12 protein-coding genes, 4 tRNA genes and 1 pseudogene are annotated in these 14,410 nt (G+C 52.9%); 16 read left to right on the top strand and 1 reads right to left on the bottom strand.

Going from position 1 to position 14,410, the window contains the following annotated elements:
- The first annotated feature begins 18 nt into the window (after positions 1-18).
- The 16 genes from wecB to E0D98_RS06675 all read left to right on the top strand — a co-directional run bounded on the left by wecB (position 19) and on the right by E0D98_RS06675 (position 14,079).
- Complete coding sequence (gene wecB / locus E0D98_RS06750; protein WP_000866670.1) at positions 19-1,149, top strand: UDP-N-acetylglucosamine 2-epimerase (non-hydrolyzing); 1,131 nt, start codon at positions 19-21, stop codon at positions 1,147-1,149.
- Positions 1,146-2,408 carry a UDP-N-acetyl-D-mannosamine dehydrogenase gene (gene wecC / locus E0D98_RS06745; RefSeq protein WP_000006625.1) on the top strand — a complete coding sequence of 421 codons (1,263 nt, stop codon included), beginning with the start codon at positions 1,146-1,148 and terminating at the stop codon, positions 2,406-2,408. Before wecB ends, wecC begins: the two co-directional genes overlap by 4 nt.
- Positions 2,408-3,475, top strand: coding sequence for a dTDP-glucose 4,6-dehydratase (gene rffG, locus E0D98_RS06740; protein WP_001226587.1), 1,068 nt, complete (start codon positions 2,408-2,410; stop codon positions 3,473-3,475). The genes wecC and rffG overlap by 1 nt, the downstream gene beginning before the upstream one ends.
- A gap of 18 nt (positions 3,476-3,493) precedes the next feature.
- On the top strand, positions 3,494-4,375 hold the full coding sequence (gene rfbA, locus E0D98_RS06735) for a glucose-1-phosphate thymidylyltransferase RfbA (RefSeq protein WP_000676056.1): 882 nt from the start codon (positions 3,494-3,496) through the stop codon (positions 4,373-4,375).
- Positions 4,353-5,027: a dTDP-4-amino-4,6-dideoxy-D-galactose acyltransferase gene (gene rffC / locus E0D98_RS06730; RefSeq protein ID WP_001145196.1), complete on the top strand. Its 675-nt coding sequence runs from the start codon at positions 4,353-4,355 to the stop codon at positions 5,025-5,027. The genes rfbA and rffC overlap by 23 nt, the downstream gene beginning before the upstream one ends.
- Before the next feature lie 4 nt (positions 5,028-5,031).
- A complete protein-coding gene (gene rffA, locus E0D98_RS06725) occupies positions 5,032-6,162 on the top strand; it encodes a dTDP-4-amino-4,6-dideoxygalactose transaminase (protein WP_000612044.1) in 1,131 nt (376 codons plus the stop codon).
- Position 6,163: 1 nt separating this feature from the next.
- Positions 6,164-7,414, top strand: coding sequence for a lipid III flippase WzxE (wzxE, locus tag E0D98_RS06720; RefSeq protein WP_000050260.1), 1,251 nt, complete (start codon positions 6,164-6,166; stop codon positions 7,412-7,414).
- Positions 7,411-8,490 carry a TDP-N-acetylfucosamine:lipid II N-acetylfucosaminyltransferase gene (gene rffT / locus E0D98_RS06715; RefSeq protein ID WP_000217237.1) on the top strand — a complete coding sequence of 360 codons (1,080 nt, stop codon included), beginning with the start codon at positions 7,411-7,413 and terminating at the stop codon, positions 8,488-8,490. Before wzxE ends, rffT begins: the two co-directional genes overlap by 4 nt.
- Entirely contained in the window at positions 8,487-9,839 is a 1,353-nt protein-coding gene (gene wzyE, locus E0D98_RS06710; protein WP_000055132.1) for an ECA oligosaccharide polymerase, read from the top strand. Before rffT ends, wzyE begins: the two co-directional genes overlap by 4 nt.
- Before the next feature lie 2 nt (positions 9,840-9,841).
- Complete coding sequence (gene wecG / locus E0D98_RS06705) at positions 9,842-10,582, top strand: lipopolysaccharide N-acetylmannosaminouronosyltransferase (protein WP_001064010.1); 741 nt, start codon at positions 9,842-9,844, stop codon at positions 10,580-10,582.
- A 190-nt stretch (positions 10,583-10,772) separates the two neighbouring features.
- Positions 10,773-12,158: an amino acid permease gene (locus E0D98_RS06700; RefSeq protein WP_000774731.1), complete on the top strand. Its 1,386-nt coding sequence runs from the start codon at positions 10,773-10,775 to the stop codon at positions 12,156-12,158.
- A gap of 102 nt (positions 12,159-12,260) precedes the next feature.
- Positions 12,261-12,337 (top strand) — tRNA-Arg (locus tag E0D98_RS06695).
- 58 nt (positions 12,338-12,395) lie between these two features.
- Positions 12,396-12,471: transfer RNA gene (locus tag E0D98_RS06690), tRNA-His, on the top strand.
- Positions 12,472-12,491: 20 nt separating this feature from the next.
- Positions 12,492-12,578: transfer RNA gene (locus E0D98_RS06685), tRNA-Leu, on the top strand.
- Between the two features lie 42 nt (positions 12,579-12,620).
- A tRNA-Pro gene (locus tag E0D98_RS06680) sits at positions 12,621-12,697 on the top strand.
- 146 nt (positions 12,698-12,843) lie between these two features.
- Positions 12,844-14,079, top strand: coding sequence for an anaerobic sulfatase maturase (locus tag E0D98_RS06675; protein WP_000941540.1), 1,236 nt, complete (start codon positions 12,844-12,846; stop codon positions 14,077-14,079).
- A gap of 107 nt (positions 14,080-14,186) precedes the next feature.
- On the opposite strand, the pseudogene E0D98_RS27370 reads toward E0D98_RS06675, so the two are convergent.
- A pseudogene (locus E0D98_RS27370) lies at positions 14,187-14,324 on the bottom strand (arylsulfatase); the annotation flags it as partial.
- Positions 14,325-14,410: the final 86 nt, after the last annotated feature.

The raw sequence follows: 14,410 nt of genomic DNA, 5'->3' as shown, positions 1-14,410 counted from the left end.
TATTCGAAGAGAATCGATGTGAAAGTACTGACTGTATTTGGTACGCGCCCGGAAGCCATCAAGATGGCTCCGTTGGTGCATGCGTTGGCAAAAGATCCTTTTTTTGAGGCTAAAGTTTGCGTCACTGCGCAGCATCGGGAGATGCTCGATCAGGTGCTGAAACTCTTTTCCATTGTACCTGACTACGATCTCAACATAATGCAGCCAGGACAGGGCCTGACAGAGATAACCTGTCGGATTCTGGAAGGGCTAAAACCTATTCTTGCCGAGTTCAAACCAGACGTCGTGCTGGTTCACGGCGACACAACAACGACGCTGGCAACCAGCCTGGCGGCGTTTTATCAGCGTATTCCTGTTGGTCACGTTGAGGCTGGTTTACGCACGGGCGATCTCTATTCGCCGTGGCCGGAAGAGGCTAACCGTACATTGACCGGGCATCTGGCGATGTATCACTTCTCTCCAACCGAAACTTCCCGGCAAAACTTGCTGCGTGAAAACGTTGCGGATAGCCGAATCTTCATTACTGGTAATACAGTCATTGATGCACTGTTATGGGTGCGTGATCAGGTGATGAGCAGCGACACGCTGCGTTCAGAACTGGCGGCAAATTACCCGTTTATCGACCCCGATAAAAAGATGATTCTGGTGACCGGTCACAGGCGTGAAAGTTTCGGTCGTGGCTTTGAAGAAATCTGCCACGCGCTGGCAGACATCGCCACCACGCACCAGGACATCCAGATTGTCTATCCGGTGCATCTCAACCCGAACGTCAGAGAGCCGGTCAATCGCATTCTGGGGCATGTGAAAAATGTCATTCTGATCGATCCCCAGGAGTATTTACCGTTTGTCTGGCTGATGAACCACGCCTGGCTGATTTTGACCGACTCAGGCGGCATTCAGGAAGAAGCGCCTTCGCTGGGGAAACCGGTGCTGGTGATGCGCGATACCACTGAGCGTCCGGAAGCGGTGACGGCGGGTACGGTGCGTCTGGTAGGCACGGATAAGCAGCGAATTGTCGAGGAAGTGACGCGTCTTTTAAAAGACGAAAACGAATATCAAGCTATGAGCCGCGCCCATAATCCGTATGGTGATGGTCAGGCATGCTCTCGCATTCTGGAAGCGTTAAAAAATAATCGGATATCACTATGAGTTTTGCGACCATTTCTGTTATCGGACTGGGTTACATCGGGCTGCCTACAGCAGCTGCGTTTGCCTCACGGCAAAAACAGGTGATTGGTGTCGATATCAACCAACACGCGGTTGATACCATCAATCGTGGCGAAATCCATATCGTCGAGCCTGATTTGGCGAGCGTAGTAAAAACTGCCGTAGAAGGCGGTTTTTTACGAGCGAGCACGACGCCAGTTGAAGCGGATGCCTGGCTGATTGCTGTACCCACGCCGTTTAAAGGCGATCATGAGCCAGATATGACCTACGTTGAATCGGCTGCTCGCTCCATTGCGCCAGTGCTGAAAAAAGGCGCGCTGGTGATCCTTGAATCCACCTCGCCGGTGGGGTCAACCGAGAAGATGGCAGAATGGTTAGCAGAGATGCGTCCGGATCTCACTTTCCCACAGCAGGTGGGCGAGCAGGCGGACGTTAACATTGCTTACTGCCCGGAACGCGTGTTACCGGGCCAGGTTATGGTCGAGCTGATTAAAAACGATCGCGTGATTGGTGGTATGACGCCGGTTTGTTCGACCCGCGCCAGCGAACTGTACAAAATTTTCCTCGAAGGTGAGTGTGTCGTCACTAACTCGCGGACGGCGGAAATGTGTAAGCTCACCGAAAACAGCTTCCGCGATGTGAATATCGCTTTTGCTAATGAATTGTCGCTGATTTGTGCCGATCAGGGGATTAACGTCTGGGAACTGATTCGCCTGGCGAATCGTCACCCTCGCGTTAATATTCTTCAGCCTGGCCCTGGCGTGGGCGGTCACTGCATTGCTGTTGATCCGTGGTTTATCGTGGCACAGAACCCCCAGCAGGCGCGGCTTATCCGTACCGCGCGCGAAGTTAACGATCACAAACCGTTCTGGGTTATCGATCAGGTGAAAGCGGCGGTTGCCGACTGCCTTGCTGCTACCGATAAACGCGCCAGTGAACTGAAAATCGCCTGCTTTGGTCTGGCGTTTAAACCGAATATTGATGACCTGCGCGAAAGCCCGGCGATGGAAATCGCTGAACTGATCGCCCAGTGGCACAGCGGCGAAACGCTGGTTGTTGAGCCTAACATCCACCAGTTGCCGAAAAAACTGACCGGGCTTTGTACTCTGGCGCAGCTTGACGAGGCGCTGGCAACGGCAGACGTGCTGGTGATGCTGGTCGATCATAGTCAGTTCAAAGTTATCAATGGCGACAATGTCCATCAGCAGTATGTCGTCGATGCCAAAGGAGTCTGGCGCTGATGAGAAAAATTCTGATAACAGGTGGTGCCGGGTTTATTGGCTCGGCGCTGGTGCGTTATATCATCAACGAAACGAGCGATGCGGTGGTAGTGGTCGATAAGCTGACCTACGCCGGAAACCTGATGTCGCTGGCACCGGTCGCGCAAAGCGAGCACTTTGCCTTTGAGAAAGTTGATATCTGCGATCGGGCAGAACTGGCACGCGTATTCACTGAGCATCAGCCAGACTGTGTCATGCATCTGGCAGCCGAAAGCCATGTTGACCGTTCTATTGACGGCCCGGCAGCGTTTATTGAAACCAACATTGTCGGGACTTATACATTGCTTGAAGCGGCGCGGGCTTACTGGAATACGCTGACGGAAGATAAAAAATCAGCGTTCCGTTTTCATCATATCTCCACCGACGAAGTATATGGTGACCTGCACTCGACGGATGATTTCTTCACCGAAACCACGCCGTATGCGCCGAGCAGCCCTTATTCCGCGTCAAAAGCCAGCAGCGACCATCTGGTGCGCGCCTGGCTGCGGACCTACGGTCTGCCGACGCTGATCACCAACTGCTCGAATAACTACGGTCCTTACCACTTTCCGGAAAAACTGATCCCGCTGATGATCCTCAACGCGCTGGCGGGTAAACCGCTGCCGGTATATGGCAACGGGCAGCAAATCCGTGACTGGCTGTATGTGGAAGATCACGCCCGCGCGCTGTATTGCGTGGCGACCACCGGGAAAGTCGGTGAAACCTATAATATTGGTGGTCACAACGAGCGTAAGAATCTCGATGTTGTGGAAACCATTTGCGAGCTGCTGGAAGAACTGGCTCCGAACAAGCCGCACGGCGTGGCGCACTATCGTGACTTGATCACCTTTGTCGCTGACCGTCCGGGGCATGATCTGCGTTATGCCATTGATGCTTCGAAAATTGCCCGTGAACTTGGTTGGCTGCCACAGGAAACCTTTGAAAGTGGAATGCGTAAAACGGTGCAGTGGTATCTGGCTAATGAAAGCTGGTGGAAGCAGGTGCAGGACGGCAGCTATCAGGGCGAGCGTTTAGGTCTGAAAGGCTAATTTTCAGCGGAGGCAAACATGAAAGGTATTATCCTGGCGGGCGGTTCCGGTACCCGATTGCATCCGATTACGCGCGGCGTATCGAAGCAACTGTTGCCGATTTACGATAAGCCAATGATTTACTATCCGCTGTCGGTGCTGATGCTGGCCGGTATCCGCGAAATTCTCATCATCACTACGCCGGAAGATAAAGGTTATTTCCAGCGCCTGCTGGGCGATGGTAGTGAGTTCGGTATCCAGCTGGAATACGCCGAACAGCCCAGCCCGGACGGTCTGGCGCAGGCCTTTATCATCGGTGAAACCTTCCTCAACGGTGAACCTTCTTGTCTGGTGCTGGGCGATAACATCTTCTTCGGTCAGGGCTTCAGTCCGAAGCTGCGTCATGTTGCGGCGCGCACGGAAGGGGCGACGGTATTTGGCTATCAGGTGATGGACCCGGAACGCTTTGGCGTGGTGGAGTTTGACGACAATTTCCGCGCTATCTCGCTGGAAGAAAAGCCAAAACAGCCGAAGTCAAACTGGGCGGTGACCGGGCTTTATTTCTACGACAGTAAAGTCGTGGAGTACGCAAAGCAGGTGAAGCCGTCGGAGCGTGGTGAACTGGAGATTACCTCCATCAACCAGATGTACCTCGAGGCGGGCAACCTGACCGTTGAACTGCTCGGGCGCGGATTTGCCTGGCTGGACACTGGCACTCACGACAGCCTGATTGAAGCCAGTACCTTTGTGCAGACAGTAGAAAAACGCCAGGGCTTTAAGATTGCCTGCCTGGAAGAGATCGCCTGGCGTAACGGCTGGCTCGATGACGAGGGTGTGAAGCGTGCTGCCAGTTCATTAGCGAAAACTGGCTACGGCCAATATCTGCTGGAGTTACTTCGTGCCCGTCCGCGCCAGTATTGAGCCACTAACCTGGGAAAACGCCTTCTTTGGTGTTAACAGCGCCATCGTGCGCATTACGTCTGAAGCACCGCTCCTGACGCCAGACGTGTTAGCGCCGTGGTCACGGGTGCAGGCCAAAATTGCGGCATCAAATACGGGTGAACTGGATGCCCTGCAACAGCTGGGATTCTCCCTGGTAGAAGGTGAAGTTGATTTGGCACTACCCGTGAACAATGTCAGTGATAGTGGTGCTGTAGTGGCACAAGAGACCGATATTCCCGCATTACGTCAGTTAGCCAGCGCCGCATTTGCGCAAAGCCGTTTTCGTGCGCCGTGGTATGCGCCTGACGCCAGCAGACGCTTTTATGCACAGTGGATTGAAAATGCCGTGCGCGGCACCTTTGATCATCAATGTCTGATTTTACGTGCGGCGTCCGGCGGTATTCGCGGTTATGTCTCTTTACGGGAACTCAATGCGACAGATGCGCGAATTGGCCTGCTGGCTGGACGCGGTGTAGGTGCTGAGCTGATGCAAACGGCGCTAAACTGGGCGTATGCTCGCGGTAAAACAACTTTGCGGGTGGCGACCCAAATGGGCAACACCGCCGCGCTTAAACGATACATACAAAGTGGTGCGAATGTAGAAAGCACCGCGTACTGGTTATACAGGTGATCACATGATTCCATTTAACGCACCGCCGGTGGTGGGAACCGAACTCGACTATATGCAGTCGGCAATGGGTAGCGGCAAACTGTGTGGCGATGGCGGTTTTACCCGTCGCTGCCAGCAGTGGCTGGAGCAACGTTTTGGTAGCGCCAAAGTGTTACTGACGCCGTCCTGCACCGCTTCGCTGGAGATGGCGGCGCTGCTGCTCGATATCCAGCCTGGCGATGAAGTGATCATGCCGAGCTACACCTTTGTCTCCACCGCCAATGCCTTTGTGCTGCGTGGCGCAAAAATCGTTTTTGTGGATGTTCGCCCGGACACCATGAACATCGACGAAACGCTGATTGAAGCGGCGATCACCGACAAAACGCGCGTTATCGTGCCGGTCCATTACGCGGGTGTGGCCTGCGAAATGGACACCATTATGGCGTTGGCGAAAAAGCATAATCTGTTTGTGGTAGAAGATGCCGCTCAGGGCGTGATGTCCACTTACAAAGGGCGTGCACTGGGAACCATTGGTCATATTGGCTGCTTTAGCTTCCATGAAACCAAAAACTATACGGCGGGTGGTGAAGGCGGCGCGACGCTGATTAACGATAAAGCGTTAATCGAACGAGCCGAGATCATCCGTGAAAAGGGCACTAACCGCAGCCAGTTCTTCCGTGGTCAGGTCGATAAATATACCTGGCGCGATATTGGCTCCAGCTATTTGATGTCCGATCTGCAAGCTGCGTACCTGTGGGCGCAACTGGAAGCAGCGGATCGTATCAACCAGCAACGTCTGGCGCTGTGGCAAAACTACTACGATGCGTTAGCGCCTCTGGCGAAAGCCGGGCGTATCGAGCTGCCGTCGATTCCCGATGGCTGCGTGCAGAACGCGCATATGTTCTACATTAAACTGCGGGATATTGATGACCGGAGCGCGTTGATTAACTTTCTGAAAGAAGCGGAAATCATGGCGGTGTTCCATTACATTCCGCTGCACGGTTGCCCTGCGGGGGAACGCTTTGGTGAGTTCCACGGTGAAGATCGCTACACCACCAAAGAGAGCGAGCGCCTGCTGCGCCTGCCGCTGTTCTACAACCTGTCGCCCGTCAATCAGCGTACGGTAATTGCGACTTTGTTGAACTACTTCTCCTGATATGTCGTTGGCAAAAGCGTCCTTGTGGACGGCGGCCAGTACACTGGTCAAGATTGGTGCCGGGTTACTGGTCGGTAAGTTGCTGGCTGTGTCATTTGGTCCGGCGGGGCTTGGGCTGGCGGCAAATTTCCGCCAGTTGATTACCGTGCTCGGCGTGCTTGCCGGAGCTGGCATCTTTAACGGTGTAACCAAATACGTTGCCCAGTACCATGATAATCCGCAACAGCTGCGCCGCGTGGTCGGCACTTCATCAGCGATGGTACTTGGTTTCTCTACGCTGATGGCGCTGGTTTTTGTGCTGGCAGCTGCGCCAATCAGCCAGGGATTGTTTGGTAATACCGACTATCAGGGGCTGGTGCGTTTAGTGGCGCTGGTGCAAATGGGGATCGCCTGGGGCAACCTGTTACTGGCGCTGATGAAAGGCTTTCGCGATGCCGCAGGTAATGCGTTATCGCTGATTGTCGGCAGCTTGATTGGCGTTCTCGCGTACTACGTCAGTTACCGTTTGGGCGGTTATGAAGGGGCGTTGCTGGGTCTGGCGCTGATTCCCGCGCTGGTGGTAATTCCTGCCGCCATCATGTTGATCAAACGTGGTGTCATCCCGTTAAGCTATCTGAAACCCAGCTGGGATAACGGTCTGGCAGGGCAGTTGAGCAAATTTACGCTCATGGCGTTGATTACGTCGGTGACCTTGCCTGTTGCTTACATCATGATGCGTAAACTGCTCGCGGCGCAGTATAGCTGGGATGAAGTGGGGATCTGGCAAGGGGTGAGCAGTATTTCCGATGCCTACCTGCAATTTATTACGGCATCGTTCAGCGTATATTTGCTGCCCACGTTGTCGCGGCTAACGGAAAAGCGCGATATCACCCGGGAAGTGGTTAAATCGCTGAAATTCGTCTTACCGGCAGTGGCGGCGGCGAGTTTTACCGTCTGGCTGCTGCGTGATTTTGCTATCTGGCTGCTGTTGTCGAATAAATTTACCGCTATGCGCGATCTCTTTGCCTGGCAGTTAGTGGGTGATGTGTTAAAAGTGGGCGCTTATGTCTTTGGTTATCTGGTGATCGCCAAAGCGTCATTGCGGTTTTATATTCTGGCGGAAATCAGCCAGTTCACTTTATTGATGGTATTTGCCCACTGGCTAATCCCTGCGCATGGTGCACTGGGCGCGGCGCAGGCATATATGGCAACTTATATCGTCTATTTTTCTCTTTGTTGTGGCGTGTTTTTACTCTGGCGTAGGCGGGCATGACTGTACTGATTCACGTACTGGGATCGGATATCCCTCACCATAACCGAACCGTTTTGCGGTTTTTCAATGACGCGCTGGCTGCGACGAGCGAGCACGCGCGCGAGTTTATGGTTGTTGGCAAGGACGACGGCTTAAGTGATAGCTGTCCGGCGCTTTCTGTGCAATTTTTCCCTGGGAAAAAATCGCTGGCGGAAGCGGTCATCGCGAAAGCAAAAGCTAACCGTCAGCAGCGATTTTTTTTCCACGGTCAGTTCAATCCCACACTGTGGCTGGCTCTGCTGAGTGGTGGCATTAAGCCCAGCCAGTTTTTCTGGCATATCTGGGGGGCAGACCTGTATGAGCTTTCCAGTGGCTTGAGATATAAGCTTTTTTACCCACTACGTCGCCTGGCGCAAAAGCGAGTCGGCTGTGTATTTGCCACCCGCGGCGATTTGAGCTTTTTTGCCAAAACGCACCCAAAGGTGCGGGGAGAACTGCTGTACTTCCCGACGCGGATGGACCCTTCTCTCAATACGATGGCGAACGATCGGCAACGTGAAGGAAAAATGACCATTCTGGTGGGGAACTCCGGCGACCTCAGCAATGAGCATGTCGCCGCTTTACGTGCCGTTCATCAGCAATTTGGCGATACGGTAAAAGTGGTGGTGCCGATGGGATATCCGCCTAATAACGAAGCGTACATTGAGGAAGTTCGTCAGGCGGGGCTGGAGTTATTCAGCGAAGAAAATCTGCAAATTTTGAGCGAAAAACTGGAATTTGACGCCTATCTGGCGCTACTTCGTCAGTGCGATCTTGGTTACTTTATTTTTGCTCGCCAGCAGGGCATTGGTACGCTGTGCTTACTGATTCAGGCGGGCATTCCTTGTGTGCTTAACCGGGAAAATCCGTTCTGGCAGGATATGACGGAACAGCATTTGCCAGTGCTGTTTACTACCGACGATCTCAACGAGGATATTGTGCGTGAAGCGCAGCGCCAGTTGGCGTCGGTGGATAAAAACACCATTGCCTTCTTTAGCCCTAACTATCTACAAGGCTGGCAGCGGGCGTTGGCGATTGCCGCCGGGGAGGGCGCATGAGTCTGCTGCAATTCAGTGGCCTGTTTGTGGTCTGGCTGCTCTGCACGCTGTTTATTGCCACGCTGACCTGGTTTGAGTTTCGCCGTGTGCGCTTTAACTTCAATGTCTTCTTTTCATTGCTGTTTTTGCTCACCTTTTTCTTCGGCTTCCCGCTGACCAGCGTGCTGGTATTTCGCTTTGATGTTGGTGTCGCGCCGCCAGAAATCTTGTTGCAGGCGTTGCTTTCTGCGGGCTGCTTCTACGCGGTTTACTATGTCACCTACAAAACCCGCCTACGCAAACGCGTTGCTGATGTACCGCGCCGTCCGCTGTTTACCATGAACCGCGTGGAGACCAATCTTACGTGGGTGATCCTGATGGGCATCGCGCTGGTAAGCGTCGGCATCTTCTTCATGCACAACGGCTTTTTGCTGTTCCGGCTTAACTCCTACAGTCAGATCTTCTCCAGTGAAGTCTCCGGCGTGGCGTTAAAACGCTTCTTTTACTTTTTCATCCCGGCGATGCTGGTGGTCTACTTTCTGCGCCAGGATAGCAAAGCGTGGCTGTTTTTCCTCGTCAGCACGGTCGCCTTTGGCTTGCTGACTTATATGATTGTCGGCGGCACTCGCGCCAATATCATCATCGCATTCGCTATCTTCCTGTTTATTGGCATTATTCGCGGCTGGATTTCGTTGTGGATGCTGGCGGCGGCGGGCGTGCTGGGGATTGTGGGCATGTTCTGGCTGGCGCTAAAACGCTATGGAATGAATGTGAGCGGCGATGAAGCGTTCTATACGTTTCTCTATCTCACTCGCGACACCTTCTCGCCATGGGAGAATCTGGCGTTGCTGTTGCAGAACTACGACAACATCGACTTCCAGGGCCTGGCTCCAATTGTCCGCGATTTCTATGTCTTTATCCCTTCCTGGCTGTGGCCGGGTCGCCCGAGTATGGTGCTGAACTCAGCCAACTACTTTACCTGGGAAGTGCTGAATAACCACTCCGGACTGGCGATCTCGCCTACGCTTATAGGCTCACTGGTGGTGATGGGCGGCGCGTTGTTCATCCCACTCGGGGCGATTGTGGTTGGACTGATCATCAAATGGTTCGACTGGCTGTATGAGCTGGGCAACCGCGAGACTAATCGCTATAAGGCTGCGATATTGCACAGTTTCTGCTTTGGGGCGATCTTCAATATGATCGTGCTGGCACGTGAAGGGCTGGATTCGTTTGTCTCACGCGTAGTCTTTTTTATCGTGGTCTTCGGCGCATGTCTGATGATCGCAAAACTGTTGTACTGGCTTTTTGAAAGCGCCGGACTCATTCATAAACGTACAAAATCATCGCTCCGGACGCAGGTTGAAGGATAACAATGAATAACAACACCATGGCACCGACCTATACGCTGCGTGGCTTACAGTTGATTGGTTGGCGTGATATGCAGCACGCCCTCGATTATCTGTTTGCTGACGGGCATCTTAAGCAGGGAACGCTGGTTGCCATTAATGCCGAAAAAATGCTGACCATTGAAGATAATGCTGAGGTCAGGGAGCTAATTAACGCTGCCGAATTTAAATATGCGGATGGCATCAGCGTTGTACGTTCAGTACGTAAAAAGTACCCGCAGGCGCAGGTTTCCCGCGTTGCCGGTGCTGATCTCTGGGAAGAGCTGATGGCGCGCGCAGGCAAAGAAGGGACGCCGGTATTTCTTGTGGGCGGTAAACCTGAAGTGCTGGCGCAAACTGAAGCTAAACTGCGCAACCAGTGGAATGTGAATATCGTTGGCAGTCAGGATGGTTATTTTAAACCCGAGCAGCGTCAGGCGCTGTTTGAACGCATTCATGCCAGCGGAGCGCAAATCGTCACCGTTGCGATGGGATCGCCAAAGCAGGAGATCTTCATGCGCGACTGCCGTCTGGTGCATCCAGATGCGCTGTATATGGGCGTTGGCGGGACTTACGATGTTTTCACCGGTCACGTAAAACGCGCACCGAAAATCTGGCAAACGCTGGGACTGGAGTGGCTCTACCGCCTGCTTTCGCAGCCGAGCCGCATTAAGCGTCAGCTTCGTTTGCTGCGTTATTTACGCTGGCACTACACCGGCAACCTCTGATTTTCCTCTCTTTGTAAAGCGACGGAGTGGTCACTCCGTCGCCTGTCTGCTTTTTTATTACACAAAGCATTCAAATTTTTAATGCTTTATTTGCCATTTCTCCTGAATTACGAAAACATTCGCAACACTCGATGTACCCATAACGATAACCGGTAACACCGGAAAGCATGCAAACACAACACGAGGATTTATGGCAGATAACAAACCAGAGCTACAGCGTGGGCTGGAAGCTCGACATATCGAACTCATCGCCCTGGGGGGCACCATTGGCGTCGGCCTGTTTATGGGGGCCGCCAGTACCTTGAAATGGGCCGGGCCATCCGTATTGTTGGCCTATATCATCGCCGGGCTATTCGTCTTTTTCATCATGCGTTCAATGGGCGAAATGTTGTTCCTCGAACCGGTTACCGGTTCGTTCGCCGTTTATGCGCATCGTTATATGAGCCCGTTCTTTGGTTATCTCACCGCCTGGTCTTACTGGTTTATGTGGATGGCCGTGGGGATCTCAGAAATCACCGCCATTGGCGTTTATGTCCAGTTCTGGTTCCCGGAGATGGCGCAGTGGATACCCGCATTGATCGCAGTGGCGCTGGTGGCGTTGGCGAATCTGGCGGCGGTGCGGTTGTACGGCGAAATCGAGTTCTGGTTCGCGATGATCAAAGTCACCACGATTATCGTGATGATTGTCATTGGCCTGGGCGTGATTTTCTTTGGCTTTGGCAATGGCGGGCAGTCGATTGGTTTTAGCAATCTCACAGAGCATGGCGGTTTCTTTGCGGGTGGCTGGAAAGGGTTCCTGACCGCGCTGTGTATTGTGGTGGCGTCCTACCAGGGCGTGGAGCTGATTGGCATTACTGCCGGTGAAGCGAAGAATCCGCAGGTGACGCTGCGCAGTGCCGTAGGCAAAGTGCTGTGGCGGATCCTGATTTTCTACGTAGGCGCGATTTTCGTTATCGTCACCATCTTCCCGTGGAATGAAATTGGCAGCAACGGCAGCCCGTTCGTACTGACTTTTGCCAAAATCGGTATTACCGCAGCGGCGGGCATTATCAACTTTGTGGTGCTGACGGCTGCGCTCTCTGGCTGTAACAGCGGCATGTACAGTTGCGGACGTATGCTCTACGCACTGGCGAAAAACCGTCAGTTACCGGCGGCGATGGCGAAAGTTTCCCGTCACGGCGTACCAGTTGCGGGTGTGGCAGTATCTATTGCTATTCTGCTAATTGGCTCATGCCTGAACTACATCATTCCCAATCCGCAGCGTGTGTTTGTCTACGTCTACAGTGCCAGCGTGCTTCCGGGGATGGTGCCATGGTTTGTGATATTGATAAGCCAGCTGCGTTTTCGGCGTGCACATAAAGCGGCGATTGCCAGCCATCCGTTCCGCTCAATCCTGTTCCCGTGGGCCAACTACGTAACAATGGCATTCCTGATTTGCGTTTTGATCGGCATGTACTTTAATGAAGATACGCGTATGTCGCTGTTTGTTGGCATCATCTTTATGCTGGCGGTGACGGCGATTTATAAAGTTTTTGGCCTTAATCGCCACGGGAAAGCGCATAAACTGGAGGAATAAGCAGCAAAACGCACAAACCGTAACCAAACGCGCAATTTATTTAAAAAGGGACTAGACAGAGGGGTGGGAAGTCCGTATTATCCACCCCCGCAACGGCGCTAAGCGCCCGTAGCTCAGCTGGATAGAGCGCTGCCCTCCGGAGGCAGAGGTCTCAGGTTCGAATCCTGTCGGGCGCGCCATTTAGTCCCGGCGCTTGAGCTGCGGTGGTAGTAATACCGCGTAACAAGATTTGTAGTGGTGGCTATAGCTCAGTTGGTAGAGCCCTGGATTGTGATTCCAGTTGTCGTGGGTTCGAATCCCATTAGCCACCCCATTATTAGAAGTTGTGACAATGCGAAGGTGGCGGAATTGGTAGACGCGCTAGCTTCAGGTGTTAGTGTCTTTACGGACGTGGGGGTTCAAGTCCCCCCCCTCGCACCACGACTTTAAAGAATTGAACTAAAAATTCAAAAAGCAGTATTTCGGCGAGTAGCGCAGCTTGGTAGCGCAACTGGTTTGGGACCAGTGGGTCGGAGGTTCGAATCCTCTCTCGCCGACCAATTTTGAACCCCGCTTCGGCGGGGTTTTTTGTTTTCTGTGCATTTCGTCACCCTCCCTTCGCAATAAACGCCCGTAATAACTCATTGCCCCACGGTATGATTTCGCCCTTAACGTATTGAAGGATGACTTCAGGCAAGGAGTGACCATGCTGCAACAGGTTCCAACGCGTGCTTTTCATGTGATGGCGAAACCGAGTGGTTCCGATTGTAATCTGAACTGTGACTACTGTTTTTATCTCGAAAAACAATCCCTTTACCGCGAAAAGCCAGTCACGCATATGGACGATGACACGCTGGAAGCGTATGTCCGTCACTATATCGCTGCCAGCGAACCGCAAAACGAAGTGGCTTTTACCTGGCAGGGCGGCGAACCAACGTTACTCGGGCTGGAGTTTTACCGCCGTGCCGTAAAGTTACAGGCGAAATACGGTGCTGGCAGGAAGATAAGTAACAGCTTCCAGACTAACGGCGTGCTGCTCGATGATAAATGGTGTGCATTTCTGGCAGAAAATCATTTTCTTGTTGGGTTATCGCTGGACGGTCCGGCTGAGATCCACAATCAATATCGCGTGACCAAAGGTGGCAGACCAACGCATAAGCTGGTGATGCGTGCCCTGACGCTGCTGCAAAAACATCATGTCGACTATAACGTGCTGGTCTGCGTCAACCGCACCAGCGCGCAGCAACCGTTGCAGGTTTATGATTTTTTGTGCGATGCGGGAGTCGAATTCATCCAGTTTATTCCGGTGGTCGAGCGCCTGGCTGATGAAACAGCTGCCAGCGATGGACTGAAACTACATGCGCCTGGTGATATTCAGGGGGAACTGAAGGAATGGTCGGTGCGCCCCGATGAATTTGGTGAATTTCTGGTGGCGATATTCGACCACTGGATCAAACGCGACGTCGGCAAGATTTTCGTGATGAATATCGAATGGGCGTTTGCCAATTTTGTCGGTGCGCCGGGTGCGGTTTGCCATCATCAGCCAACCTGTGGGCGCTCGGTGATTGTTGAGCACAACGGCGACGTTTACGCCTGCGATCACTATGTTTATCCGCAATATCGGCTGGGGAATATGCATCAGCAAACAATTGCAGAAATGATCGATTCCCCGCAACAGCAGGTGTTTGGTGAAGATAAATTTAAGCAATTACCGGCGCAGTGTCGCAGTTGTAACGTGTTAAAAGCGTGCTGGGGAGGCTGCCCGAAACACCGCTTCATGCTCGATGCCAGCGGCAAACCGGGGCTGAATTATTTGTGTGCCGGGTATCAGCGTTATTTCCGCCATCTACCGCCATATCTTAAAGCAATGGCTGATTTGCTGGCGCACGGTCGCCCGGCCAGTGACATTATGCAGGCACATTTGCTGGTGGTGAATAAGTAAAAAAGCGGCCATTTTGTGGCCGCCTGCGGTTGATTGCCGGATGCGGCGTAAACGCCTTATCCGGCCTACATGATCGTGCAAATTCAATAAATTGCAGCGTTCTGTGGATACTGGTTTGGGTGATCGTATCCGGCAAAGCCTTTGCGTGCGGTGGCAGTTGACGGGGTATCTGCTGCGCTGGCCATGAGAGGAAGAGCGGCGGCGACAGCAACAACAAGAAGTTTGGGTGAAAACGAAAATTCCATGCAAAATGCTCCGGTTTCATGTCATCAAAATGATGACGTAATTAAGCATTGATAATTGAGATCCCTCTCCCTGACAGGATGATTAC

The organism is Escherichia sp. KCJ4928 (assembly GCF_004352695.1).
GTDB lineage: Bacteria > Pseudomonadota > Gammaproteobacteria > Enterobacterales > Enterobacteriaceae > ECMA0423.
This window is presented reverse-complemented; position numbering and strand designations above follow the sequence as displayed.